General features: G+C 44.9%; 24 protein-coding genes. 18 read left to right on the plus strand and 6 right to left on the minus strand.

Translation table 11 applies throughout. The features are described from left to right. Window positions 1–138: 138 nt before the first annotated feature. Together OCU74_RS05750 and rne are read right to left on the minus strand one after the other, a co-directional pair. On the minus strand, window positions 139–1698 hold the full coding sequence (locus OCU74_RS05750) for a SulP family inorganic anion transporter (protein WP_087480666.1): 1560 nt from the start codon (window positions 1696–1698) through the stop codon (window positions 139–141). Between the two features lie 309 nt (window positions 1699–2007). Further along, window positions 2008–5082, minus strand: a complete 3075-nt coding sequence (gene rne / locus OCU74_RS05755; RefSeq protein WP_087480667.1) for a ribonuclease E — start codon at window positions 5080–5082, stop codon at window positions 2008–2010. Window positions 5083–5737: 655 nt separating this feature from the next. Between rne and rluC the strand changes: the two genes are divergently transcribed. Next, window positions 5738–6697, plus strand: a complete 960-nt coding sequence (rluC, locus tag OCU74_RS05760; RefSeq protein ID WP_087480668.1) for a 23S rRNA pseudouridine(955/2504/2580) synthase RluC — start codon at window positions 5738–5740, stop codon at window positions 6695–6697. A 2-nt stretch (window positions 6698–6699) separates the two neighbouring features. On the opposite strand, the gene OCU74_RS05765 is transcribed toward rluC, so the two are convergent. Then, entirely contained in the window at window positions 6700–7281 is a 582-nt protein-coding gene (locus OCU74_RS05765) for a Maf family protein (RefSeq protein WP_087480669.1), read from the minus strand. Between the two features lie 151 nt (window positions 7282–7432). On the opposite strand from OCU74_RS05765, the gene yceD reads away from it, so the two are divergent. From yceD to OCU74_RS05840, 15 genes are all read left to right on the plus strand, one after another. Further along, the gene (yceD, locus tag OCU74_RS05770; RefSeq protein WP_087480670.1) at window positions 7433–7954 is read left to right on the plus strand and encodes a 23S rRNA accumulation protein YceD; all 522 of its coding nucleotides are present in this window, start codon (window positions 7433–7435) and stop codon (window positions 7952–7954) included. A gap of 40 nt (window positions 7955–7994) precedes the next feature. After that, window positions 7995–8165 carry a 50S ribosomal protein L32 gene (gene rpmF, locus OCU74_RS05775; RefSeq protein WP_021019534.1) on the plus strand — a complete coding sequence of 57 codons (171 nt, stop codon included), beginning with the start codon at window positions 7995–7997 and terminating at the stop codon, window positions 8163–8165. 9 nt (window positions 8166–8174) lie between these two features. Then, complete coding sequence (gene plsX, locus OCU74_RS05780) at window positions 8175–9200, plus strand: phosphate acyltransferase PlsX (protein ID WP_087480671.1); 1026 nt, start codon at window positions 8175–8177, stop codon at window positions 9198–9200. A gap of 5 nt (window positions 9201–9205) precedes the next feature. After that, a complete protein-coding gene (locus OCU74_RS05785; protein WP_087480672.1) occupies window positions 9206–10156 on the plus strand; it encodes a beta-ketoacyl-ACP synthase III in 951 nt (316 codons plus the stop codon). 75 nt (window positions 10157–10231) lie between these two features. After that, entirely contained in the window at window positions 10232–11161 is a 930-nt protein-coding gene (gene fabD / locus OCU74_RS05790) for an ACP S-malonyltransferase (RefSeq protein ID WP_087480673.1), read from the plus strand. A gap of 23 nt (window positions 11162–11184) precedes the next feature. Then, window positions 11185–11919: a 3-oxoacyl-ACP reductase FabG gene (gene fabG / locus OCU74_RS05795; protein ID WP_087480755.1), complete on the plus strand. Its 735-nt coding sequence runs from the start codon at window positions 11185–11187 to the stop codon at window positions 11917–11919. Between the two features lie 232 nt (window positions 11920–12151). Further along, window positions 12152–12385, plus strand: coding sequence for an acyl carrier protein (acpP, locus tag OCU74_RS05800; protein WP_014204679.1), 234 nt, complete (start codon window positions 12152–12154; stop codon window positions 12383–12385). A 92-nt stretch (window positions 12386–12477) separates the two neighbouring features. Further along, the gene (gene fabF, locus OCU74_RS05805) at window positions 12478–13719 is read left to right on the plus strand and encodes a beta-ketoacyl-ACP synthase II (protein WP_087480756.1); all 1242 of its coding nucleotides are present in this window, start codon (window positions 12478–12480) and stop codon (window positions 13717–13719) included. 79 nt (window positions 13720–13798) lie between these two features. Beyond that, on the plus strand, window positions 13799–14605 hold the full coding sequence (gene pabC / locus OCU74_RS05810) for an aminodeoxychorismate lyase (protein WP_087480674.1): 807 nt from the start codon (window positions 13799–13801) through the stop codon (window positions 14603–14605). After that, window positions 14599–15615 carry an endolytic transglycosylase MltG gene (gene mltG, locus OCU74_RS05815; protein WP_087480675.1) on the plus strand — a complete coding sequence of 339 codons (1017 nt, stop codon included), beginning with the start codon at window positions 14599–14601 and terminating at the stop codon, window positions 15613–15615. The genes pabC and mltG overlap by 7 nt, the downstream gene beginning before the upstream one ends. Then, entirely contained in the window at window positions 15612–16241 is a 630-nt protein-coding gene (tmk, locus tag OCU74_RS05820; protein ID WP_087480676.1) for a dTMP kinase, read from the plus strand. Before mltG ends, tmk begins: the two co-directional genes overlap by 4 nt. A gap of 10 nt (window positions 16242–16251) precedes the next feature. After that, window positions 16252–17229: a DNA polymerase III subunit delta' gene (gene holB / locus OCU74_RS05825; protein WP_087480677.1), complete on the plus strand. Its 978-nt coding sequence runs from the start codon at window positions 16252–16254 to the stop codon at window positions 17227–17229. Beyond that, a complete protein-coding gene (locus tag OCU74_RS05830) occupies window positions 17202–17969 on the plus strand; it encodes a TatD family hydrolase (RefSeq protein ID WP_087480678.1) in 768 nt (255 codons plus the stop codon). The genes holB and OCU74_RS05830 overlap by 28 nt, the downstream gene beginning before the upstream one ends. Window positions 17970–18421: 452 nt before the next feature. Then, window positions 18422–19852, plus strand: a complete 1431-nt coding sequence (ptsG, locus tag OCU74_RS05835) for a PTS glucose transporter subunit IIBC (protein ID WP_087480679.1) — start codon at window positions 18422–18424, stop codon at window positions 19850–19852. A gap of 246 nt (window positions 19853–20098) precedes the next feature. Further along, window positions 20099–20518, plus strand: coding sequence for a hypothetical protein (locus OCU74_RS05840; RefSeq protein ID WP_087480680.1), 420 nt, complete (start codon window positions 20099–20101; stop codon window positions 20516–20518). Between the two features lie 79 nt (window positions 20519–20597). Here OCU74_RS05840 and OCU74_RS05845 read toward each other — a convergent pair whose 3' ends face one another. Both OCU74_RS05845 and OCU74_RS05850 read right to left on the minus strand, forming a co-directional pair. Beyond that, window positions 20598–20690 carry a MetS family NSS transporter small subunit gene (locus tag OCU74_RS05845; protein ID WP_087480681.1) on the minus strand — a complete coding sequence of 31 codons (93 nt, stop codon included), beginning with the start codon at window positions 20688–20690 and terminating at the stop codon, window positions 20598–20600. Between the two features lies 1 nt (window position 20691). Next, window positions 20692–22152, minus strand: coding sequence for a sodium-dependent transporter (locus tag OCU74_RS05850; protein WP_087480682.1), 1461 nt, complete (start codon window positions 22150–22152; stop codon window positions 20692–20694). A 742-nt stretch (window positions 22153–22894) separates the two neighbouring features. Between OCU74_RS05850 and cydH the strand changes: the two genes are divergently transcribed. Together cydH and OCU74_RS05855 are read left to right on the plus strand one after the other, a co-directional pair. Further along, window positions 22895–22984 (plus strand): cytochrome bd-I oxidase subunit CydH, encoded by a 90-nt coding sequence (gene cydH, locus OCU74_RS22085; protein ID WP_143693169.1) that lies wholly within the window; start codon window positions 22895–22897, stop codon window positions 22982–22984. Window positions 22985–22997: 13 nt separating this feature from the next. Then, the gene (locus tag OCU74_RS05855) at window positions 22998–24161 is read left to right on the plus strand and encodes a patatin-like phospholipase family protein (protein ID WP_087480683.1); all 1164 of its coding nucleotides are present in this window, start codon (window positions 22998–23000) and stop codon (window positions 24159–24161) included. Window positions 24162–24177: 16 nt separating this feature from the next. Here OCU74_RS05855 and pyk read toward each other — a convergent pair whose 3' ends face one another. Continuing rightward, window positions 24178–25626: a pyruvate kinase gene (gene pyk / locus OCU74_RS05860; RefSeq protein WP_087480684.1), complete on the minus strand. Its 1449-nt coding sequence runs from the start codon at window positions 25624–25626 to the stop codon at window positions 24178–24180. Window positions 25627–25768 lie beyond the last annotated feature (142 nt).

Genomic DNA, 25768 nt, shown 5'->3' on the forward strand with positions numbered 1-25768 from the left:
GAGGTGCTCTGTCAGAATGGATTCAGGCTCTGTTTTTTCACTAAAAGGCCTGTGATGGTTTCGCACCAAATAAAAATGCCGTCGTTCTATATTTCTGTATAGAACCGACGGCATCTACCTTTTTATAGCAGCGGTTTTCTAACCGGCCAGTACATCGGTAGCGACTTTATAAGTCGGGTCCTCTTTGACATTAATTTCTATCAGGCTACCCGCTTTATGGAGTAGTTTGCGGCAATCCTGACTCAGGTGGCGCAAGTGGAGGGTTTTTCCAACCATTGCATAACGTTCTGCAAGTGTCTCAATTGCATCAATTGCTGAGTGATCGGTAACCCGGGATTGAGCGAAATCAACGATGACATGTTCAGGATCCTGGTGTGCATCAAACAGCTCCAGAAAGTTTGCCACGGAGCCAAAGAAGATTGGACCATGGATTTGATACTCTTTCGAACCGTCTTCGTTTTCACGGCTGGTCGCATAAATGTGTTTTGCATGATCCCATGCAAACATCAGTGCCGAGGTGATCACACCTACAGCAACAGCGATTGCCAGATCAGTGAATACGGTTACGATTGTGACAAGAATAATGACAAAGAAATCCTTCTTCGGAACTTTTCTGGCCAGCTTGAAGGTTGCCCACTCAAACGTACCAATGACAACCATGAACATTACACCGACAAGTGCGGCTAACGGAATCATTTCGATCAGCGATGAAGTAAACAGGATAAAGCACAGCAACATTACTGCTGCAACAATACCAGACAGGCGTCCTCGTCCTCCTGAGTTGACGTTAATCATCGACTGACCGATCATTGCACATCCACCCATCGCACCAAAGAATGAACAGGTGACGTTTGCCAGACCCTGACCCATACATTCACGATTTGACTGACCCCGTGAGTTAGTCATCTCATCCAGCACTGTTAGTGTTAACAGTGATTCAATTAGCCCAACAGCTGCAAGAATGATGGAGTAGGGTAGGATGATTTTCAGTGTTTCAAGTGTAAAGGGTACATCCGGAATTGAAAATGAAGGAAGTGTACCTGCAAGAGTTGCAGTTTCATCACCTGACATTGTACGAAGGAAGTCAACAACAGTTCGGGTATCTAAATCGAGTCCCTGAACCAGTAAAGTCATCACAATGATTGCAGCCAGAGAAGAAGGTACGGCTGTGGTTATCTTTGGCAGAAAATAGATAATTGCCATGGTTAAAGCAACAAGTCCTAACATCAGTAACATTTGATCGTAAGGTAACCAGGTTAAAACGCCATCCAGAGATGGAACTTTAAATTGGCCCAACTGAGCAAGAAATATCACGATGGCTAATCCGTTAACGAAACCGATCATGACTGGATGAGGGACAATACGGATGAATTTTCCGAGTTTGAATAAACCAGCTCCGATTTGGAGGATTCCCGCCAGCAGAATAGCGGCAAAAAGATAAGAGATACCGTGCCCGGAGACCAGGCTAACCATGACGACAGCCATTGCGCCGGTCGCACCGGAGATCATCCCGGGGCGTCCGCCAAAAATAGCGGTAATAAGACCGACAATGAATGCGGCATAAAGGCCAACCATTGGATCGACACCAGCTACAAATGCAAAAGCAACGGCTTCCGGAACCAGGGCTAAAGCGACGGTCAGTCCCGAAAGGACATCATTTTTAATCGAATATGTTGATTGATTTGGAAATTCAAGCATGAGTGTTACTGTTTTCTGTTAATGACTGAACAAAAACCGATATAGCTCTCTTGTTTGATTCAAATATCAATAAACAAGCAATATGAACTAAGTACTTCGGATTAACGTATTTCCAAGTTTTCTCATGACTAAAAGAAAGAAGTTCTGTCGTGTGAAGTGACTTGGGTACAAGTTGGCGAATGCTACAGAAAAGTGTGATTAAGGTCAACTCGCCCGGTGACAAGCTGACCTGACTGCTTTTGTTACGTTACAAAAAAAGAGCTGCGTAATGGCAGCTCTTTTTACATCAAAGTTTACTCAATAATAGTATCAAAGTACCTGAGGCGGTTTCGCCATCGCTGAACTTGCATGATTTGTTGCAGCCTGACTACCGGCTCCTCTTGGCTGATAGCGTTCTTCCCGTAGCGGTGCAGCTTCTAAGATTACTTGCATCAGTTCACCACTTCCGGGCGCCTTCGCCATAGGGGACGAAGAATGCCCTTTGACAACAGTGACTGTGTCAGTTGTCGTTGGAGATTGCTCCTCTGCCTGACTCTCCTGAGCTGGAGTTATGTCGTTCAGAGGTGTCTTCTGAATGACTTCCTGAGATTCAATCCCGGCAGTTGTTGTTTCAGTCTCAGTAACTGGCTCAACTACAGAGGGCTGTTGTTCCGCATTAATATTCTCCACAGTTTTATTATCAATAACTTCAGGAGTTGCAGTTACAGTTTCTGCTACTGGTTTACTTTCAACGACGGGTTGAGCGACTTCTTCACTGACGGGCGATGTTGCTATAGTTGCTGCTGTACGAACGATGACCTTGCCCATTGCCATTTCCGGGAATGCCACACCGCTCAATGGCACTTGTGCCTCTTGGTTCGCTGGCGTTTCGTTCTGCGTTGCCTGAGGCTGGGCTTTTTTCACCAAACCGTAACTTGGCATAACTTTACCCATTGCCATTTCAGGAGACGCGACACCACCTTTCCGCAAGCGGAATGGATTAGGTCTGCGATCCCGCCCTCTGCGACGACGTTGTCCGTTTGCCCGCAAATGACGAGGAGAACGGCGACTACGGCGCTGCTTCGGTTCTTCTGCATTAGCAACATCGTTATCTGCTTCAGTGACAGTACCGGTCTGTTGCGCTTCTGCTGTTGGTACCTGAGCTTGTAATGACTCAGTCACAGTATCGCTGGCTTCTGTTGCAATCTCGGGATTATTACTTGTCCCATCCACAGTCGACTGGGACTGAACCCGAATCTGTTTTGTGAGTTTGCGACGCTGGCGGCGCTCTTTGGCAACGACTGCCTTCTCTTGTGCTTCTTCTTTTTTCACTTCGGATGCTTTTTCAACCTGTGTGGCATCCTGAGTGATTTTCTGTTCTTCTTCAGCGAGTTTTGCCGCGGAGGTTTTATCCTGAGAACCGCGCTTTTCCTGTTTAGGTCTACGGTTCTTCGGTTTCTTCTCATCAGAAGATTGTTGCTTCGTATCAGCCACATCCGTTTTATCGGATTTTGTTTTAGTCTCCTGAGACTGCTGACGGGACCGTTTCCGCTGTTCGTTGTTCCGGTCACGGGAACGACGTGGCTTTCTGTTACTGTCAGAGCGCTGTTGTTCCTGCTCTGATGTTTCTGTGCGAGTGACGGTTTTTGCAGAGGAATCACTATCTGAAGCCGAATCAGAGAAGAGGTTTGCCAGTCCTTTTACGAAGCGGCTGAATAACCCTGGCTTAGACTCTTGTGGTTCACTCTTCGGTTGCTCCTGAGTCGCTTTTTGCTGTGGTTGCGGTGCAGATGTCGCTGGTGCAGCAAAGCCTTTTAACACCGGCTCTTCGATCCGTCTTTGTTTCGTCTCGGTCTCTACAATTTCTTTACCGTCAACTTCGCGGAAGCTTTCCAGACGTTTCGGTACAAGGTAAGAAAGGATTTCCTGCTCTTCACCTTCTCTGACGCGAATAACCTCAAAATGAGGTGTTTCCATATCAGAATTTGGCACAATCGTAATTTTTACATCCTGAATACGTTCGATGTGATTGATCGAGCGACGTTTTTCGTTCAGTAGATAGGATGCGATCGGAACAGGGACAACTGCCAGAACCTGAGAGGTGTTATCTTTCAGGGCTTCTTCTTCAACTAAACGCAGTACGGAGAGTGCCAGTGATTCATTATCGCGGACGACACCGGTACCTGAACAACGAGGACAGATGTGATGGCTTGCTTCGGCCAGAGACGGGCTCAGACGTTGCCGTGACATTTCAAGCAGTCCAAATCTGGATATTCTGCCAATCTGCACCCGGGCACGGTCAACACGAACCGCTTCACGAAGTTTGTTTTCAACTTCACGTTGATGGCGAACCGGAGTCATATCGATAAAATCGATAACCACTAAGCCACCTAAATCCCGTAAACGTAACTGTCTGGCGATCTCTTCTGCCGCTTCCAGATTGGTATTGAGAGCTGTTTCTTCAATATCTCCGCCTTTGGTTGCCCGGGCAGAGTTAATGTCGATGGAAGTCAGTGCTTCAGTGGGATCAATTACAATCGAGCCACCGGAAGGTAAACGGACTTCACGCTGGAATGCGGATTCGATCTGGCTTTCTATCTGGTAATGGCTAAACAGCGGGACTTCACCTTCGTACTTCTTCACCCGATTGATAAAATCAGGGCGGACAAGACGAATATGTTCAAGTGCACGTTCGTAAATTGTATTACTGTCGATTAGGATTTCGCCGATATCACGACGCAGATAGTCACGGATAGCCCGTGCAATGACATTACTTTCCTGATGAATCAGAAACGGTGCCGGATTAGAATCGGAGGCCTGTTTAATGGCATTCCAGTGATTAAGCAGAACGTTGAGATCCCACTCTAATTCTTCAGCACTTTTGCCAACACCAGCGGTCCGGACAATGAGTCCCATTCCCTGAGGAAGTTCAAGTGTACTGAGGGCTTCTTTCAGCTCAGTCCGTTCATTCCCTTCAATACGACGGGAAATCCCACCGGCACGGGGGTTATTTGGCATCAGAACCAGATAACTGCCCGCCAGAGAGACGAAAGTTGTCAGGGCTGCACCTTTACTACCTCGTTCTTCTTTTTCGATTTGGACGATAACTTCCTGGCCTTCGCTCAGGACTTCCTTAATACTGGGTCGTCCCTGATAAGTATATCCGGCCGGGAAATATTCTTTCGCAACTTCCTTTAATGGCAGGAATCCGTGTCTTTCTGCTCCATAATCAACAAAGGCAGCTTCCAGACTTGGTTCAACTCTTGTGATTTTGCCTTTGTAAATATTCGCTTTTTTAGACTCGTATCCGGGGCTTTCTATATCCAGATCAAAAAGTCGCTGGCCGTCGACCAGCGCGACACGCAACTCTTCTTTTTGAGTTGCGTTAATTAACATTCTTTTCATTTAAAAATCTCGTTGTATTTCTTTTGTTTTGATTATTTGTTGCTCTTACTGTTTGTATTTCGTCTTCACGGTGCCTGATCCCATGGCTTTTTGTTGCAGCCTCTCGGCTGGAAGGGACGCTCAAAAAGGCACTTCAGTTCTCACCACCTGATTATATATTAGTGATGAGCCGCGTGTGCGGTAAGTACTCAACATGAATGACGATGAGTAGAACAATAAGAAATTATGGTCATGTCTGTCTTACGCCACCTGCAGCATACAAAGAACCATAAGTTTCTACCCAAAATTGCTCGAAACATGGCGTCATGAGTTAAATTATCGCCAGTTTGCCTATTGCAGCTATGAACTATAGCAGTGGCTACGTATTTCAGCAATCTGCTTTATAAAAAATAAGTCTAAAAAAGCAGGGCTCATAAGTCATGATTATTTACTAATCCGCTGTTTTTGCATACTTTGGTGGTGAGTCTGGGGGATAACAGCGGGAATCCTAAAATATTTATAGCTAGGATATAACGCATCAAGATAGTATGATGCGCGTTTTTAAACCGATGTCGGCTTTAAATGAATCTTTCTGCATAATTAAAGTGCCGTTTTTACCGAAGCACTTGATAAGCACGTTTTTACACACAGCTTCATACATAACCTCGATAAACAAATGAGTGAAATTAGAACACAAGTTCAGCTTGTCAGCATTGATGAAGATATGGCCGGACAGCGAATCGATAATTTTCTGCGTAATAAACTGAAGGATATTCCTAAAAGTGTTGTTTATCGCATTCTGCGTAAAGGTGAAGTTCGCGTTAACAAAAAGCGGATAAAGCCCGAATATAAATTACAGCCCGGAGATATTATCCGAATTCCGCCAGTGACACTGCCACAGAGTGATACTGTAGCAGAGCCTTTGAGCACGAAACTGGAGAAAGTATCTGAACTGGAGCAGTGTATCTTGTTTGAAGATGATCACTTGCTAGTGTTGAATAAACCTTCCGGGACGGCAGTGCATGGAGGAAGTGGGTTAAAGTTTGGTGCGATAGAAGCGTTACGTGCTCTTCGACCCCAGGCGCGCTTCCTTGAGTTGGTTCACCGGATTGACAGAGACACCTCCGGGATTTTGTTAGTTGCTAAAAAACGCTCGGCGCTCCGGCATCTGCAAGCTCAGTTTCGGGAGAAAACAGTTCAGAAGTATTACAATGCTCTGGTTATGGGAACATGGGATACAAAATGCCGGAAAATTAATGCTCCACTGCTGAAAAATGAAGTGAACAGCATTGTTCGGGTAAATCCTCAGGGAAAAGCTTCGGAGACCCGGTTTAAAATTATCGAATCATTTTCTCAGGCAACATTGATTCAGGCGAGTCCTGTGACTGGACGTACTCATCAGATCCGGGTCCATACTCAGTATGCAGGACATCCGATTGCCTGGGATGATCGGTATGGCGATCCCCGTTTCGATGCATATACGGGGAAATTAGGTCTGAACCGACTTTTTTTGCATGCGGCTCAGATTCGGTTTATTCATCCGGCGAGTGGGGAATCGATGGAAATATTGGCGCCGATGGAACAGAAACTTGAAATGGTACTGGCAAAATTGCGTTCAGATCTTACCAGCTCCTGAATTCAGAGGACAGCCATACCTTCAGCCTCCAGCATATCAATCAATCTGATAAGCGGGAGTCCTATCAGTGCATTGGGATCGTCACCTTCCAGGCGTTCAAATAAAGCGATCCCAAGTCCTTCACTTTTAAAACTGCCGGCACAGTCGAGCGGTTGTTCTCTATCGACATAATGCTCGATCTGTTTTTGGCTCAGCAGGCGAAAATGGACGTGAAATTGGTCAACAGTACATTGACAGGTTTTTGTTACGTTGTTGTATACCGCCAGACCGGTATAGAAAGTAATGTTCTTGCCCGCCTGAGACATCAGCTGTCTGACTGCCTGCTCTTTATTATGCGGTTTTCCGATGATTTGCCCCTGAATAACACACACCTGATCTGAGCCGATGATCAGGCTGGGTTTTTCCTGCGGGCAGCTTTGTGCTTTCAGTTGTGCTAACCGCTGAACGAGATCTTGCGGCGATTCACCCGGATATGGTGTTTCATCACACTGAGGAGATGCAGTAATAAAAGGTATGGCTATTTTTTCTAACAGTTGGCGTCGGTAATCTGATGTTGATGCTAAAACAAGCTGGTAATGACTCATCTGGATATTTCATGAATTCTCTGGTGTTGTGACGAGAATATATGATAATGGTGCGGAGATCACCGTAAGTGGATCGGAATGGCGAAAAAAAGATAACTTTTTTCCCTTTTTCTTTGACTAAATTTGATTTGGAAGATAATATTCGCGCCCTATGCAAAAGGTAAAAATCCCGCGAACGGTTGATCCGATAAAAGCTGCTCAGAAGAGACTGGACTATGATGGTATCATTCAGGTTAGTCTTTTTAAGCGCTTAGAGGAGTCAGTCGAAGGCGTAAAATGTGACGCTGATGTCTCATTGTCATTTGGGTTTGATGAACAGCGACTCGTTGTTATCTCTGGTAAAGCTAGCATCGAAGTTGATTTGCAGTGTCAACGTTGTAATGAGGTCTTCCCGCATCGTTGTGATGTGGCTTTCACTTACACCCCGAATCTCGGGAAGAAAAGTGAAGATGCACCGGAATCGTACGATTTGGTAGATCGGAACGAATACGGTGAAGTCGACCTGGTTCAGTTGATTGAAGACGAGTTCATCATTGGTTTACCCCAGGTAGCAATGCATGATGAATCAGAGTGTCGTGTTGATTCAGACAATATGGTGTTTGGCGAAATTCCTGAAGAAGTTCCGGAAGATAAACCGAATCCATTTGACGTATTAAAGAGCTTGAAGCGCTAGTTTTTATCGCTAAGCATTCATTAACATAGGAGTAGGGTCCATGGCCGTACAACAAAACCGTAAGACACGTTCTAAGCGTGGCATGCGTCGTTCACATGATGCGCTGACTACAGCTGCTCTGTCTGTAGATGCAACTTCAGGTGAAACTCACCTACGTCACAATGTAACCGCAGACGGTTACTATCGTGGCAAAAAGGTAATCAACAAGTAAGGTTGACCTTTGCAAAATTATACCGTTGCACTTGATGCAATGGGCGGGGATTTCGGTCCCCGCGTCACAGTGCCTGCCGCCGTGCAGGCACTGTCGCGTTTCCCAGCGCTAAAAGTGATTTTGGTTGGTGATCGGAACGCAATCACCTTTCAATTGTCCCAGTTAGGTTACTCTGACAGTTCTCGTATGAGCATTGTTCATAGTGATCAAGTCATCTCTAATTCAGAAAAACCTTCTCTTGCACTGCGCCGTTTTATGCATAGTTCGATGGGAATGGCGATTGACTTGGTAGCAGATGGTGTTGCTGATGCGTGTGTCAGCGCCGGAAATACCGGAGCTCTAATGGCCCTTTCCCGCTTCCGTCTGAAGCTGCTTCCGGGGATCGACAGGCCGGCATTGATCTCTGCTTTACCGACAGTCTCCAGAAAATGTATCTGGATGCTGGATTTGGGAGCGAATGTTTCCTGTGATGCCGACTCTCTATTTCAATTTGCGGTGATGGGAAGTGCTTTGGCTGAAGTGCATTTGGGACATCAGGCTCGAGTTGCTGTTTTAAATGTCGGAGAAGAAGAAATCAAAGGCAATGATTTTGTCAGACGATGTGCCGATATGTTGAGACAAACACAGTCGATTCGTTTTGTCGGGAATGTCGAAGGGAATCAGATATTCAATGATCTTGCTGATGTTGTCGTTTGTGACGGTTTTGTCGGGAACGTCTGTCTGAAAAGCTGTGAAGGGACTGCCCAGCTATTTATTGATAAGCTAAAAAACCAAATGTTTGGCGCATCAATAAAGGGTTGGATCGCAAGAAAATTATTTTCAGACCTATTTATTGGCTTAAAAACCCTGAACCCCGACCACTATAACGGAGCAAGTTTGTTAGGATTGCGTGGCATTGTGGTGAAAAGCCATGGTAGTGCTGATATATCCGCTTTTGCCAATGCGGTCGGAGAAGCGGTACACGAAATCAAAGAGCAAGTACCCAGTCGTATTAGCGATCGATTAGAGGCAGTTTTACTCGAGAGGCATTATTAGTCTTCATGTATAGCAAAATATTAGGTACAGGCAGCTACCTGCCATCTCAGGTGCGGACAAACGCAGATTTAGAGAAAATGGTAGATACTAGTGATGAATGGATTGTTACGCGCACGGGTATCAAAGAAAGGCGTATTGCTGCCGAAGATGAAACGGTAGCCGATATGGCTTATCTGGCAGCTGTGAATGCGCTGGAAATGTCAGCTGTTTCTAAAGATGACATTGATATGATTATCGTTGCGACAACCAGTGGCAGTCATTCGTTTCCTTCATCTGCATGTCAGGTCCAGGCCCGGCTTGAAATTAAGGGATGTCCTGCTTTTGATGTTGCAGCAGCATGTTCAGGGTTTATGTATGCTCTTTCCATTGCTGATCAATACATCAAATCGGGAATGTGTAAGAACATCCTGGTGATTGGTTCTGATGTGCTGTCGAAAACATGTGAACCGACAGATCGTTCAACAATTATCCTGTTTGGTGATGGCGCCGGAGCAGTTGTCCTTGGGCGGAGTGAAATGCCCGGAATACTATCTACTCATATTTATTCTGACGGAGAATATGGACCATTGCTGTCTCTGGAAACACCACAAAACGGTGGAGATTCAGATAAATGGCTTTATATGGCCGGTAATGAAGTCTTTAAAGTAGCCGTGACGCAACTGGCTCAGTTAGTTAAAGATACGTTGGCGGTTAATCAGATGGATAAAACCGAACTGGACTGGCTGGTACCTCATCAGGCCAATCTGAGAATTATCACCGCGACTGCGAAAAAGCTGTCTATGTCCATGGATCAGGTTGTCGTAACCTTGGATCGTCATGGTAATACATCAGCGGCGTCAGTACCGACTGCTTTGGACGAGGCTGTTCGTGACGGACGCATTCAGCGTGGTCAGACATTACTGCTGGAAGCTTTTGGCGGTGGTTTCACGTGGGGCTCCGCGTTAGTCGTATTTTAATACTGAGATGAGACAACCAATATCACGGAGTGATGATGCTCCGGGATGATGGTTGCTCGGCGAAAGGAATAAAAAATGAGCAAATTTGCTATCGTATTTCCCGGTCAGGGGTCGCAAACCGTTGGAATGCTCGCTGAATTGGGTGAGCAGTATGAAGTGGTTCAGCAGACTTTTGCAGAAGCATCAGACGCATTGGGATATGATTTGTGGTCACTGGTTCAGAATGGACCAGCCGATGACCTGAACCAAACTTTCCGGACTCAGCCAGCGTTACTTGCTTCTTCTGTTGCAATCTGGCGTGTATGGCAATTTCTTGGGTTGGAGCAGCCGTCCGTGTTGGCCGGACATAGTCTGGGGGAATATTCTGCACTGGTTTGTGCTGGTGTGATTGATTTTAAACAGGCGATCAAGCTGGTTGAATTACGTGGACAACTGATGCAGGAAGCTGTTCCTGCTGGTAGTGGTGCAATGTACGCTATCATCGGTCTTGAGGATGATGTGATTGCCAATGCATGTGAATCAGCCGCTCAGGGACAGGTTGTATCACCGGTAAACTTCAACTCTCCCGGACAGGTAGTGATTGCCGGTCAGAAAGAAGCTGTTGAACGTGCTGGAGAGCTATGTAAAGAAGCAGGGGCGAAACGTGCATTGCCACTTCCTGTTTCTGTACCTTCTCATTGTGCTTTGATGAAACCTGCTGCGGATAAACTTGCAGAGACACTAAAAGCAATTGAATTCAATTCACCGGAAGTTCCAGTCATCAACAATGTTGATGTGATTGCTGAAACGGATCCGGAGAAAATTAAAGATGCGCTTGTTCGTCAGTTGTATAATCCGGTCCGCTGGACTGAAACTGTACAGAAGATGCACGAACAAGGTGTTGAACAACTGTTTGAAGCTGGTCCGGGCAAAGTGTTGACCGGTCTGACAAAACGCATTGTTAAAACACTGACTGCCGGGGCAGTTAACGATACTGCTTCGTTTGATGCAGTTCAGTCATTATAGGGAAAAGAAACATGAGTAATTTCATGAATCTAGACGGTAAAATTGCACTGGTTACAGGTGCCAGCCGGGGAATTGGTCGTTCTATTGCTGAACTTCTGGTCGAACGTGGCGCGACTGTTATTGGGACTGCAACCAGTGAAAATGGCGCAGCTGCAATCAGTGAGTATCTGGGCGAGAACGGTAAGGGGTTTAAGCTGAATGTCACAGATACTGATTCTATCGAATCAGTACTGAAAGCCATTACCGATGAATTTGGTGTGATTGATGTTCTTGTGAACAATGCCGGAATTACACGTGATAACTTACTGATGCGTATGAAAGATGAAGAATGGTTAGAAATTATGGAAACCAACCTGACTTCTATCTATCGTCTTTCAAAGGCTGTTTTGCGCGGTATGATGAAAAAGCGCTGTGGCCGTATTGTGAATGTTGGTTCAGTTGTTGGAACCATGGGAAATGCGGGGCAAACGAACTATTCTGCCGCGAAAGCCGGTGTAATTGGTTTTAGTAAATCTATGGCCAGAGAAGTTGCTTCTCGCGGTATTACGGTCAATACTGTTGCACCTGGTTTTATCGAAACTGATATGACAAATGCCATGAATGATGAGCAAAGAGCTGCTACACTCGCTCAGGTTCCTGCAGGAAGACTAGGTTCTCCTCGTGAAATTGCGGCGGCTGTTGCGTTTTTAGCTTCGGATGAGGCAGCGTATATCAGTGGGGAAACGTTACATGTCAATGGCGGCATGTATATGATCTAAACCAGTGGTGAAAATGCTTGTAAAAGTGGATAAAATGCTATTATCGATGTTTATGAGCATTATCGTCATGAGTGTTTAGTATTTATGCATGATTTATATCAAAAATGGTCTGAACTTCGGTTAAAATCGTAAAAAAGTGTGGTTTGACCAGCGATGACCCTCTTGCAACTTTCCCTAGTTCTAATAAACTACGGGACATCGCATTAAGCGAAATCTGTAAAGGAAAAGAAAAATGAGCAACATCGAAGAACGCGTAAAGAAAATCATTGTTGAACAGCTAGGTGTAGACGAAGCAGAAGTTAAAAATGAAGCTTCTTTCGTTGAAGATCTAGGTGCAGATTCCCTAGATACTGTTGAGCTTGTTATGGCTCTTGAAGAGGAATTCGACACTGAGATTCCTGACGAAGAAGCTGAGAAGATCACGACTGTTCAAGCTGCGATCGATTACGTTAATAGCGCTCAGTAATCTATCTCTCCAGGCGGCTATCTGGCCGCCTGAGTTTTAATTAACTCGTCTTATCTCTTCCATAGAACTTTTCAATTCCGGAGAATATGATTGTGTCCAAGCGTCGTGTCGTTGTTACTGGTATGGGGATGTTATCACCAGTAGGCAACACAGTAGAATCTTCTTGGAAAGCCTTGCTTGCAGGTCAAAGTGGTATTGTTAATATTGAACACTTCGATACTGAAGGCTTTTCAACTCGTTTTGCAGGGTTGGTGAAAAACTTTAACTGCGAAGACTATATGTCCAAAAAAGATGCCCGAAAAATGGATTTATTTATCCAGTATGGTATAGCTGCGGGTATCCAGGCATTAGACGACTCAGGTCTTGTAATAAACGAAGAAAATGCAGCTCGTGTTGGTGTTGCGGTCGGTTCTGGTATTGGTGGTTTAGATCTGATTGAGGCTGGTCATCAAGCTCTTATTGATAAAGGTCCACGTAAAGTCAGCCCATTTTTCGTTCCTTCAACTATCGTGAATATGGTTGCTGGAAACCTATCGATTATGCGCGGATTACGCGGCCCGAATATTGCTATTTCTACCGCCTGTACAACTGGTTTGCACAATATCGGACATGCCGCACGTATGATTGCGTATGGCGATGCCGATGCAATGGTTGCCGGTGGTGCAGAAAAAGCTTCAACCCCACTGGGTATTGCCGGTTTTGGTGCGGCAAAAGCTTTATCTACCCGTAATGATGAGCCAGAAAAAGCGTCTCGTCCATGGGATAAAGGCCGTGATGGGTTTGTCCTCGGGGACGGTGCCGGTATCATGGTTCTTGAAGAATACGAACATGCGAAAGCTCGCGGTGCAAAAATTTATGCAGAGCTGGTTGGCTTTGGTATGTCTGGTGATGCTTATCATATGACTTCACCAAGTGCGGATGGTTCAGGCGGAGCTCTGGCCATGGAAGCTGCGATGCGAGATGCCGGAATTACGGGAACTCAGGTCGGTTATATTAATGCCCATGGTACTTCAACACCAGCTGGTGATGTTGCTGAGCTGAAAGGTGTGAAGCGTGCTCTAGGTGAGGAAGGTGCAAAACAAGTGCTTGTATCATCTACAAAATCAATGACAGGTCACCTTTTGGGTGCTGCTGGTTCGGTTGAGGCAATCATTACGGTAATGTCCCTCGTTGACCAAATTGTACCACCGACAATTAATCTGGATGATCCGGAAGATGATTTAGATATTGACTTGGTTCCGCATACTGCGCGTAAAGTTGATATCGAGTATGCAGTCTGCAACTCTTTCGGTTTCGGTGGAACGAATGGCACTTTAATCTTTAAAAAAGTGTAAGTCATCACTTTATCCACTTGTATTGATACGGCTTGATGCATAGCATTAAGCCGTTTCTTTTTTTGTAGGGTAGCAAAATATGTTTTTGATTGATGGGCAGCCAGCATCATCCATACCTGCTGATGATCGATCTTTTCAGTATGGTGATGGTTGTTTTTCGACGATTCTGACGATTGATGGACAGATGCAGCACTGGCCGTACCATCGGGAAAGAATGGAACGCTGTTTGCAGACATTGTTGATCCCATTTCCTGACTGGAATGAGGTCAGGCAATGGATTGATCAGACTGTTTGCTCTGATGCTAAAGCTGGTATAAAAGTTCATATCAGCCGGGGAAGCGGAGGAAGAGGATACAGTCCCGGTCGTTCTCACGCTCCCAGAGTAACAATCCAGTCGTTTACTTATCCCGAACATTATGATGTTTTCAATTCAGATGGAATTCAGTTAGGAGTCTGTCAGCAGCGGTTGGGGCATAATCCTTTACTGGCCGGACACAAACACAACAATCGTCTGGAGCAGATTTTAGCCAAGGCTGAAGCAGAAAATTGTGGTTATCCGGACGCTATCGTTCGGGACTTAAACGACAATGTCGTTGAAACAACCATGGCAAATTTATTTTGGTTTCGGGATAATACTCTTTATACCCCGGATCTGGCACTTGCCGGAGTTGCCGGAGTGATGAGACGTGTTGTTCTGGATATTGCTGCCCGAGAGAGGATTCCAGTGTGTATCAATCACTTTCCGTTGGATGATGTACTACTGGCTGATGAAGTATTTATCACCAATTCTATTCTGGGTGTGGCGCCCGTTATCCAGATTCAGTCTGCGAACTTTTTACCGGGAAAAATGGTGCGGGATTTCCAAAAGAGAGTGAACGAGTGTTAAAAAAAATATTATTGGGATGTTGTCTTATTTTCCTGGTGATGGTTGGGAGTGCTGTTGCGCTTTATCAGAAAGTTGATGCTTACCTGACACAATCCTTTCAGTTACCGGCGCAACAGTTTGTGACGATTCATCAGGGAGAGTCTTTACGTTCGGTTCTGAAGTCTTTTGAAAAGAAAAACTGGTTAAATAGTTCTGTTGCCGTGCATTTAGTTCATCGGTTTCATCCTGAGCTGGCTAAAATTAAAGTGGGTACATATTTGCTACAACCGAATGAGGTTTTACAAAGTGTACTTCAGCGGTTTGTTGCCGGAGATGAGTATCAGTTTGCCATTACTCTGATTGAAGGAAGCCGTTTTCAGGATGTATTGCAAAAGTTGGCGACAGAATCGCATCTTAAACATGAAATCCAGTCGATGACGGAAGCTGAGATAGCCAGTCAATTATCGATTTCCCGGTCAAAACTTGAGGGATTGTTTCTCGCTGAGACTTATCATTATACTGCAGGGACCAGTGATCTGGATATTTTGAAGCGGGCACATCAGAAGCTTACGGCGGTTTTACAGGATGCCTGGGAAAATCGCCAGAACAGCTTACCGTTGAGTTCACCTTATGAGGCTTTAATCCTCGCTTCTATTATTGAGAAAGAGACGGCAATTCAGAGTGAGAGAACTCGTATTGCTTCTGTTTTTATCAACCGGCTCAATAAGAGAATGAGGTTGCAAACTGATCCCACGGTCATTTACGGGATGGGAGAGCATTATGATGGCAATATCCGGAAGAAGGATTTGCTGACACCGACACCTTATAATACTTATGTTATTCGGGGATTGCCGCCGACGCCGATTTCCATTGTGGGAACCGCATCAATTCATGCAGCATTGAACCCTGAATCCGGGAATTATCTTTACTTTGTCGCAAGTGGCAATGGCGGTCATGTTTTTTCTAAATCTCTGTCAGAGCACAATGCTGCGGTAAGACGTTATCTGAAACAGTTAAGAACTAAAAAATGAAAGCAAAATTTATTGTTGTTGAAGGGTTAGAAGGGGCCGGAAAAAGTACGGCAATCCAGACAGTAGTTGATACTCTGAAAGATTTTGGCGTTCATTCTATGGTGAAAACCCGTGAACCGGGCGGAACACCATTGGCGGAAAAATTGCGCAGTCTGGTTAAAGAAGAACATGATGGGGAAGTCATCTATGATATGACCGAGTTATTACTGATTTATGCAGCCCGGGTACAGCTTGTGGAAGGGGTCATCAAACCTGCTCTCAATGCTGGTCAGTGGGTAATTGGTGATCGCCATGATTTATCTTCTCAGGCATATCAGGGGGGCGGGCGTCAAATTGATCTCCGGATGATTCAGCAACTGAAAATGTCAGCACTGGGAGATTTTGAGCCTGATTTTACCCTTTACCTTGATATTGATCCTGAGGTTGGGCTGGAACGAGCGAGAGGCCGGGGAGAACTCGACCGGATCGAAAAGATGGATTTGAGTTTTTTTGAAAGGACGCGGGAACAGTATTTGCGGTTGGCGAATGCTGATGAACGAATTCAGATCATTTCTGCTGAACAGCCACTAGCTTATGTGCAGCAGGATATACAGGATGTATTAATGGCCTGGTTATCGGCTCAGTAGGGATTTACGCATGTCAGTATACCCTTGGTTTAAACAGATATGGCAACAATGGTGTCAAACACTGGCACATGATTTAGTTTCTCCTGCCACACTATTGGTGGTTAAAGAAGGTATGGGAGAATCTGATTTTATTGAAGCGACAGCCCGCTCTCTTTTGTGTGTCCATGGTTCAGAGTTATGTGGTTACTGTCATCATTGCCAATTAATGGATTCTCAAAGCCATCCTGATTTTCATTGGGTTAAACCGGAAAAAGAAGGAAAAGCTATTACTGTCGATCAGGTGCGGCAGATTAATCAGCTTGCACAGGAATCCTCACAGTTTGGCGGATACCGGGTTATCGTGATTCAGCCGGCACATGTAATGAATGAATCTGCGGCCAATGCATTACTGAAAACATTGGAAGAGCCACCGGCCCGATGTTGTTTTATGCTTGTTACCGATTGTGTTGACCGGGTTCTGCCAACAATTTTAAGCCGATGCCGTCAATTACATGTCCCTGAACCGGATCATCGTATTGTCGCAGAATGGCTGGCGGTGGAGACCGGGCAGGAGATTGCACCATATATTATTAAATTAAATGATTATGCCCCGGTTCGGGTACTGGATTTTATTCAGTCACAGGGAAATGAAGCCTATCTTCGCCTGGAACAGCTATTCTGTCATTTTCTACGGGAACCATTGTCACATATACATGACCTAGCTAACCTGATTCAGGAAGCGCCATCAGAGCGCCTGACCTGGTTGTGGTATTTGCTGACCGATGCTCAGAAAGCTCAATTTCAGACGAAAGATGAAATTGTTCTTCCGGGAAGTGAAGAAGTTGCGCAATGTCTTTCTTATAGTATGCTTTATCAACAATACCGTGAATTAATTGTACTGCTGAACCGGCTGGAAATGCACCGGGGTTTGAATGCAGAACTGTTAGTTTTTGACTGGTTACTAAAATTTCAAGGAGCCCCATGTTTGTCGACTCCCACTGCCATTTAGATAAGCTCAATTATGATGAGTTGCATCAGGATATTCAGGATGTCTTAAATAAGGCCCGTCATGCTCAGGTTGAGCAAATATTGTCAGTGGGTGTGACTCTGGCGTCCTTTCCTAGGATGCTGGAGATGATCGAACCATTTGATTGTGTCCACGCATCTTGTGGCGTTCATCCGTTAGATGTCGAAAGTGACTTTGCTTTAGATACTTTCTATGAATATGCCAACCATGGCCGGGTTATTGCCATCGGGGAAACCGGTCTTGATTATCACTATCGCCCGGAAACTGCGGAGTTACAGAAATTAAGGTTCATGCAGCAGATCGAGGTTGCGGTTGCGGTCAATAAGCCACTGATTATCCATACTCGCAATGCAAGAGAAGATACTCTGGCATTACTGCGCCAAGGGAAAGCAGAACAGTGCCGTGGGGTGATTCACTGTTTCACTGAGGATATGGCTTTTGCCCGGGCTGCGATGGAGCTTGGTTTTTATATTTCAATTTCCGGAATTGTGACTTTCCGGCAAGCTACGGAGTTGAAATCCGTGGTGAAAGAACTACCTTTAGATCGTCTGCTGATCGAAACGGACTCGCCTTATCTCGCACCTGTTCCTCATCGGGGACAAGAGAATCAGCCCGCTTTTGTTACTGAAGTTGCAAACTGTATTGCTCAGTTGAAAGATATTCCTGTGAGTGAAGTTGCACATCAGACCACAAAGAATTTCTTGGATCTTTTTTTCTTGTAGAAATTAAGTTTATTGTCAAAAAGTAATCGACGCACCATTTTTGTGCAGTAAATTAATTTGAAGCTAGAAAAAATAGATTTTGAGCACATTACTTAGTTGATTTAGTCGACAGAAATCAGATAAAAGTTAATTTGTTAAAATAATTAACACTTGCGAGGCATTTATTTTCGCTGAAAAATTAGATTATTCCACATGTTATTCTATATTTATGAATGAGTTACGTGCTTTGTAATCCATTTCAGAGTGATTGTCGTGACTGTGATCTGTATATTACTTTGAAACTAAAGTTGCTAACTTTCTGGAAAGTTTGAGAGGCATCAATATATATTTAGAGCCGGAAAATATAATGCCTATGTGGTTAACATTCCACGAGAACTTGGGGAAATGGCGACGGGGGTGGCCATAAAAGTTCTCGATAATATTAGATAATAACTTACTCAGGAGCATAAAATATGTCTAAGAGCCTTTTTGCTGAACTGCAAAAAGTAGGTAAATCGCTGATGCTACCCGTATCAGTTTTACCTGTTGCAGGTATCTTACTTGGCGTTGGTGCCGCTAACTTTAGCTGGCTACCAGAAGTTGTCTCTCATCTGATGGAACAGGCCGGTGGTTCGGTATTCGGACAGATGGCATTGCTGTTTGCCGTTGGTGTTTCATTAGGTTTTACAAATAACGATGGGGTTTCCGGACTTTCTGCGATTGTTGGCTACGGCATCATGGTTGCAACACTGAAAGTGATGGCAACGGTCATGGGGGTCGAGTCGATCGAGACAGGGGTGCTCGGTGGTATCCTGGCTGGTGGTGTCGCTGCATGGGCATTTAACCGTTTCTATAAGATTCAGTTACCCGATTATCTGGGCTTCTTTGCCGGTAAGCGTGCGGTGCCAATTATTACTGGTTTCCTCTCTATCATCCTTGGTGTTGTGCTTTCGTTTATCTGGCCACCAATCGGTTCTGCAATCGCTGCATTCTCTGACTGGGCAGCTCAACAGAACCCTGTACTGGCATTTGGTATCTACGGTGTAGTTGAACGTTCTCTTATTCCTTTTGGTTTGCACCACATCTGGAACGTGCCATTCTTCTATGAAGCAGGTACATGTACAAACTCTGCCGGTGAAATTGCTCACGGTATTATGACTTGCTTCCTGACTGCAGATGATGCTTCTCGTGCTGCAGGTAACGGTTTCGGTCAGCTTGCCGGTGGTTATCTGTTTAAAATGTTTGGCCTGCCTGCTGCTGCTTTTGCAATCGCTCACTGTGCTAAACCAGAGAACCGTGCGAAAATCATGGGTATCATGGCGTCAGCTGCGTTGACTTCATTCCTGACAGGTATTACTGAACCAATTGAGTTCTCATTCCTGTTTATTTCTCCACTACTGTATGGAATCCACGCTCTTCTGGCTGGTCTGGCTTATGTTCTGACCAACTCTCTGGGTGTTGTTCACGGCCATACATTCTCTAATGGTTTCATCGATTTTGTTGTGCAATCTTCACATGCACAGAAAATGCTACTGTTAGTCGGTCTGGGTCTTGTCTACGCGGTAATTTACTATGTTGTCTTCACTGTAGTGATTCGTGCTCTGGATATCAAAACACCAGGTCGTGAAGATGAAACATTGGATGATGTTGTTGCTGGTGAATCAGAAATGGCTTCTGCACTTGTTGCTGCATTCGGTGGCAAAGCGAATATCACTAACCTTGATGCGTGTATCACTCGTCTGCGTGTTTCTGTTGATGATACAGATGCAGTGGATCAAGAAAAACTGAAAGCACTTGGCGCTGCTGGTGTTGTCGTTGTTCAGGGTGGTGTTCAGGCTATCTTTGGTACACGTTCTGATGTACTGAGAACAGAAATGGATGAGTGGATGCGCGGTCATAACTAATTGACTTGATTCATTCAACTTTATGAAAAGGGAGCTTCGGCTCCCTTTTTTAATGGTAATAAGAAACAATGCACTGAAAGCAGCAGGATATTTTCATCGGGGAAACATAGCTACTATCGGCTCCGACCCAGAGACACGGAAAATTTTGTGAATTTCTTTATTCTGCATTAACCCACTCATGACATTAATGACTGTTAACTCATTAAAGTAATCCTTATTTCTTCATTCAGATAAGAGAGTCTTACGATGAAAACAGTGATCGTTGCTATTGGAGCTTTAACATTGTCATCCATAGCTTATGCAGAATCATCGGTAACATCTCCTCAGGTTGCAGTGGGTATTGGCGTAGATCAGGGATTAAGTGCAATATTGGAACTTAATGATCAGTATCGTTTATCAGCCGGGAACGATGGTATGAGTGCTGACTATTTGTTTAAAAAAGGTCAGTTTGAACAACAGAATATCCCTGTTGACTGGTATGTTGGTGCTGGTGGATGGGCAGAGTGGGATGATGGCGATGACTTCGGCCTCAGGCTGCCTCTGGGGGTTGACTGGGTGTATAAAAGCCGTATTCATGTTTATGGTCAGGTTCATCCGGAGCTCAATTTACATGATGATGTTGAACTTCAGCTTGGTGCCGCGGCTGGTGTCACTTATAAATTCTGACGAATTTCACAGCAGATAATAAAAAGAGCCGGCAGATTTGTTTGCCGGCTCTTTTTATCAACGAAGCAATAGGCCTGAATTACTTATCCATTGCTTTCTTCATACAGATGATCGCTCCGCCCCAGGTAATTCCCAGACCAATGACCATCATTACGATTGAACTGATATCCATATTATACCTCCGGGGAACGGTTTTTCAGATTGATTGAGATCCCTACGACAAACAATGCGGCAATCAGAACCCATCCGATTGTCAGATCGTAACCGCCATACCCTTCGGTAAATAGGGTATGAAGTTTGGTCGCAAGAATAATGGCGAGTATAACCGGAGTGATAAACCGCAGGCAGATATCAAACCAGACACCAATTGAGAAATCAGATTTGTCGTTGGTGTAATGACGGATATCGGAAATCTTGAACAACCAGGTCATCATGACGATTTCAACGAAACAGCCAACCATAATACCGATGTTGTTAGCAAAGTGATCGACCAGATCAAGTAGCAGGATGCCACCATCAGTGACGAAAGCCATCGAGATAATAAAACTGACACCAATCACGATACTGGCTGCTTTATTACGGCGCCACTTTGTTTTGTCGATTACGGCAGAAGTTACAGCTTCCATAATCGAGATATGCGAGCTCAGACCGGCAACGACCAGAGCGAAGAACAGAAGCGGCCCTAAAATATACGGTGCAGGTAATAGGTTAATAGCTGCCGGAAGGGTGACAAATGCAAGTCCAACACCTGAAGATACGACTTCTGTCAGGGGTTTTCCCTGTTCCTGTGCCATATAGCCTAAGACTGAAAAGATCATAATCCCTGCAAGGATGGAAAATCCGCAGTTAATTAATACAGTCATAAATGCGTTGTTGGTAATGTCCGATTTTTCTGGCAGGTAGCTGGAATAAGCCAGCATGATGGCAAAGCCAATACTCAGGGTAAAGAAGATTTGACCATAAGCTGCTGCCCAGACTTTGACATCCCATATCTTGCTGAAGTCCGGTTTAAACATGTAGTTGACACCGTCCAGAGCTCCTGGAAGAACACTCATACGGACAATCAGTACCAGAACCATGATAAACAGAATTGGCATCATGACTTTCGAAGCACGTTCGATACCGGATTTTACCCCATTCACAATCGCGATGTAGGTAATGACCCAGGCGAGAGCAACGGTCAATGCAATATTCCAGCGGATACCACCTAAGTTTGTTGGCGTATTTTCACCAAGTCCCAGGTAGTTGCTGAAGAAGAAGGTATTGGTTTCTGTTCCCCAACCTTGGGTAAAGGAAAGGCCAAAATAGGATATTGCCCAGCCGATGACCGCAACATAGTAAACACCAATGGTGGCAGCAACACCGACCTGGAACCATCCAAGCCATTCAAATTTGGAATGGATCAGGGCAATTGTTTTTGGAGCCGAACCACGGTGTTTCTGACCCATGCTGAATTCCAGAATCATGAATGGGATACCGGCTGTGAGCATGGCGAAAAGGTATGGGATAAAAAATGCGCCACCTCCATTTTCATAGGCCATATACGGAAAACGCCAGATATTTCCCAGACCGATAGCGGATCCGACCGCTGCCAGGATAAAACCGGCACGAGATCCCCATTGTTCTCGCTTCATTTGATACTCCTTTGGTAATGCTTTCTGAGCGATGAAGTTTCATCTTACCGTTAATAGTTGATTATAGTTGGTTAAAACATAGAAGGGGTGAATCATCACCCCTCAGCATTATTTTTGTTACTTATAATCACTAATATTTAGAATTATATTTTTATTTCTAACCGATATCTCAGAATATTATTCTGTGTGTTGTGATGTGTGTCTGCGGTAGATGAGATGTTTACCTACGCATAGTCATCGAGATTACAGATTTATGAATAGAAAGGCAATAGATTGTAAATTTGGTGGATATGTTGTGTTGTAGTTATATGTGTTTTTTGTGTTTTTATTCATGGTGTATATGATTATTTATTTGTCTGATTTATGGTGTTTTTATCTGATATTTGTGAGTTATGTAGTAATTCGGGCTATCTTAATTGGAGTGGTCTTTACCTGAATTCTATTCTAGAACTAGTGTATTACTCGCCTTTTAGGTGGATTTGTCGCGATGTTTATCTTTTTCTGTTGTCGGTGATTCTGCTGTCAGAAAAGCGTACATGTTTTACTGAAACTAATCATGGTTTCCGGCCATGCTTCTGTGAATATTTGTGATATCCTTTTCATAAGTGTGATTAAAAAATTGACACTCATTGTCTTCATGTAAGATAGATGTAAGAGCTTAAGGCGGTAACAAGCATTTTACTTACTTCTTCTCGTCTGAATATGAGTCTTCGAACAGAGACTCGAAACACTGGAGGTGTGTATGGATGTTGATCTGAAATATGCAGTGATAATCACAGGAATTATTTTTGCAGTATTAATTGCTTCCGGATTGATCGCTATCGCTAACTGAATTACAGCGGCCTATGGAAAGAAATGTTGGTGTAATTTCTGAAAAACAGGTCATAGGAAATTGTGACCGTTTATCTCGGTTTATCGGTGGGAAAAATGCCTTGGTTGCTCAGGGAGGAGGCCAACGGGGGATTTTTACTGCCGGTGTTCTGGATGCTTTTAATTTATCTAACTTTGACCCGTTTGACGTTTACTATGGGACTTCTGCGGGTGCTTTGAACCTGTGTTCATTCCTCTGCCGTCAGCAAGGGCTTGGGAAAGCATTCATCACCGATCTGACAACAGACTCTTCATTTTTTAATCTCTTTTCCTATATCCGGAAAAAACAGTACGTTGATTTATCGTGGGCGCTTGATCGGATTGTAGAATATCCTTATCGGCTGGATTTGGATATGGGCCGTCAGGTTTTGGGTGAAAGGCAGGCATATGCAGCTGTCACCAGTTCAGATAAATTGATTGATCATTATTTACCGATTATTCAGCCAAACTGGAGAGATGTCCTGCTGGCAACATGTGCTATTCCGACATTGTGCCCTCAGCCGATAGATGTTGCTGGACATGCTTATGTTGATGGCGGTATTTCGGCTTCTATTCCGGTACAGGAAGCCTGGCGACAGGGAGCTCGTTTCATTGCAGTCATCCGTACGGAAAGTATCGAAGGGGATGAAATAGAATTACAGTCTGCTCCTCTGACGTCTGCACCAAATGAAGCATGGTTACGTCAGTCACTGAATTATCTGCAAACCCAGTGGCAGCAAAAGGTGACTCAGTGGCGGCAAGACTGGAGTGGATATCTGCGTCAGAAAATGTTGCTTGCTCCACGGGAAGAACGGTTGAATGGCGGGCGCTGGTTATTTGGTGCAGAGCATCTGTATCGGATGAGCCACTTGATAGGTGGTTCGGTTGATACGCGTCTGGCTGATATGTTGATGGTACATTATCAGACCTATGCTCTGACTCTGGAGTTTTTAAAACGCCCACCGGATGATGTTTTTGTTATACAGATCGCCCCGGAACAGCCACTACGCTCCAATACGTTGCTAAGCAGAAAAAGCGATCTGCTACTGGACTATGAACAGGGGCTCGAAGCCGGATATAATTTTATTCGCAGTTGGGAGGCTGCCCGGATTCAGTGTGGTCAGCCTCTGGAAACATCGAAGTCAGGATTACTTGAATAATTTCGATGCGCTGCAATTAAAATACTGGCAGGATTCTCATACAATTGGTACTGCCTTCTACACCCATCACATCGCCCTGAGTAATAATAACAATGTCACCGAATTCCAGCTGCTTTTTCTCTTTCAGAACGGCAAGGGCTTCCAGTGCAATATCGTAGGCGGAATCTTTATGGCTGTCGAAGTATAAAGGAATTACGCCACGATACAGGGCACACCGGTTTAATGTGCTTTCATTTTCAGAGAGAGCAAAGATAGGCAACTCTGAGTTCAGGCGAGAAGTCATCAGTGCAGTTCTGCCGGACTCGGTCATTGTGACGATTGCTTTAATACCTTCCATATGGTTGGCTGCGTAAATTGCGGACATTGCAACTGTTTCTTCTGCCGTGACGAAGGTGCTGTCCAGTCGGTAGCCCTGAGTTTTTACTTCCATGACGTTTTCTGCACCGATACAAACCTCAGCCATTGCTTTCACAGTTTCAACAGGGTATTTCCCGGCTGCTGTTTCCCCGGACAGCATCACTGCATCGGTTCCGTCAATAACTGCATTGGCGACGTCCATGACTTCAGCCCGGGTTGGCATCGGATGTTCTATCATCGACTCCATCATTTGAGTGGCAGTAATCACAACACGGTTTAACGCTTTTGCCCGATATATCAGTTTTTTCTGTACACCGACTAATGCCGGATCACCGATTTCAACGCCGAGATCTCCCCGGGCAACCATAATGACGTCGGACGCCATAATAATATCGTCAATATTCGCCTGATTGGATACAGTTTCCGCCCGTTCGACTTTGGCAACCAACTTTGCCTCTAGTCCGGCATCCCGGGCTAAACGCCGGGCGTATTGCATATCTTCCCCGTTTCTGGGAAATGAAATTGCCAGATATTCTACTTCAAGTTCAGCAGCCAGAAGGATGTCCTGTTTATCTTTTTCGGTTAGTGCCTGAGCAGAAAGCCCGCCTCCCTGACGGTTAATTCCTTTATTATTAGATAATGGTCCGCCAACGGTCACAAAGGTATGGATTTTTCTCCCTTCAACCATGATGACCTGAAGCTGAACCCGACCATCATCAAGGAGCAGAATATCGTCCCGTTGAACGTCATCCGGCAGGTTCTTGTAATCAATACCAACGGATTCCTGATTACCGGCCCCGGGTGGGAGATCGGCATCCAGTGTAAAGCGGTCACCGACATTGAGGGTGATTCTGTCATTGGCAAAGGTGGAAATACGAATCTTCGGTCCCTGTAAATCTCCTAAGATCGCAACACTCTGTCCAAGCTTTGCTGCGATCTCACGGACTTTTCTGGCTCGCAGCCGGTGATCTTCTGCTGTTCCGTGAGAAAAATTCAGCCGGACGACATTGGCTCCGGCGCGGATCAGTGCTTCAAGATTATTGTCCCGGTCGGTTGCGGGTCCGAGGGTGGTTACAATTTTTGTTCTTCGTTGTATTTTTTTCGGCATGATGTGCTCCTGATTGAAAATCGTAGAACGAGCACTGTTAAGTATATCTGAGAACAGCTGAAGCGCCGGATGAAAGCATCAGAATTTAACATTTTTGCAAAGAAAATATTGGTGGCTCAGGGAGTTCCGGAGAGGTGAACAT

The sequence above is a fragment of the Vibrio mangrovi genome (genome assembly GCF_024346955.1).
Lineage (GTDB): Bacteria > Pseudomonadota > Gammaproteobacteria > Enterobacterales > Vibrionaceae > Vibrio > Vibrio mangrovi.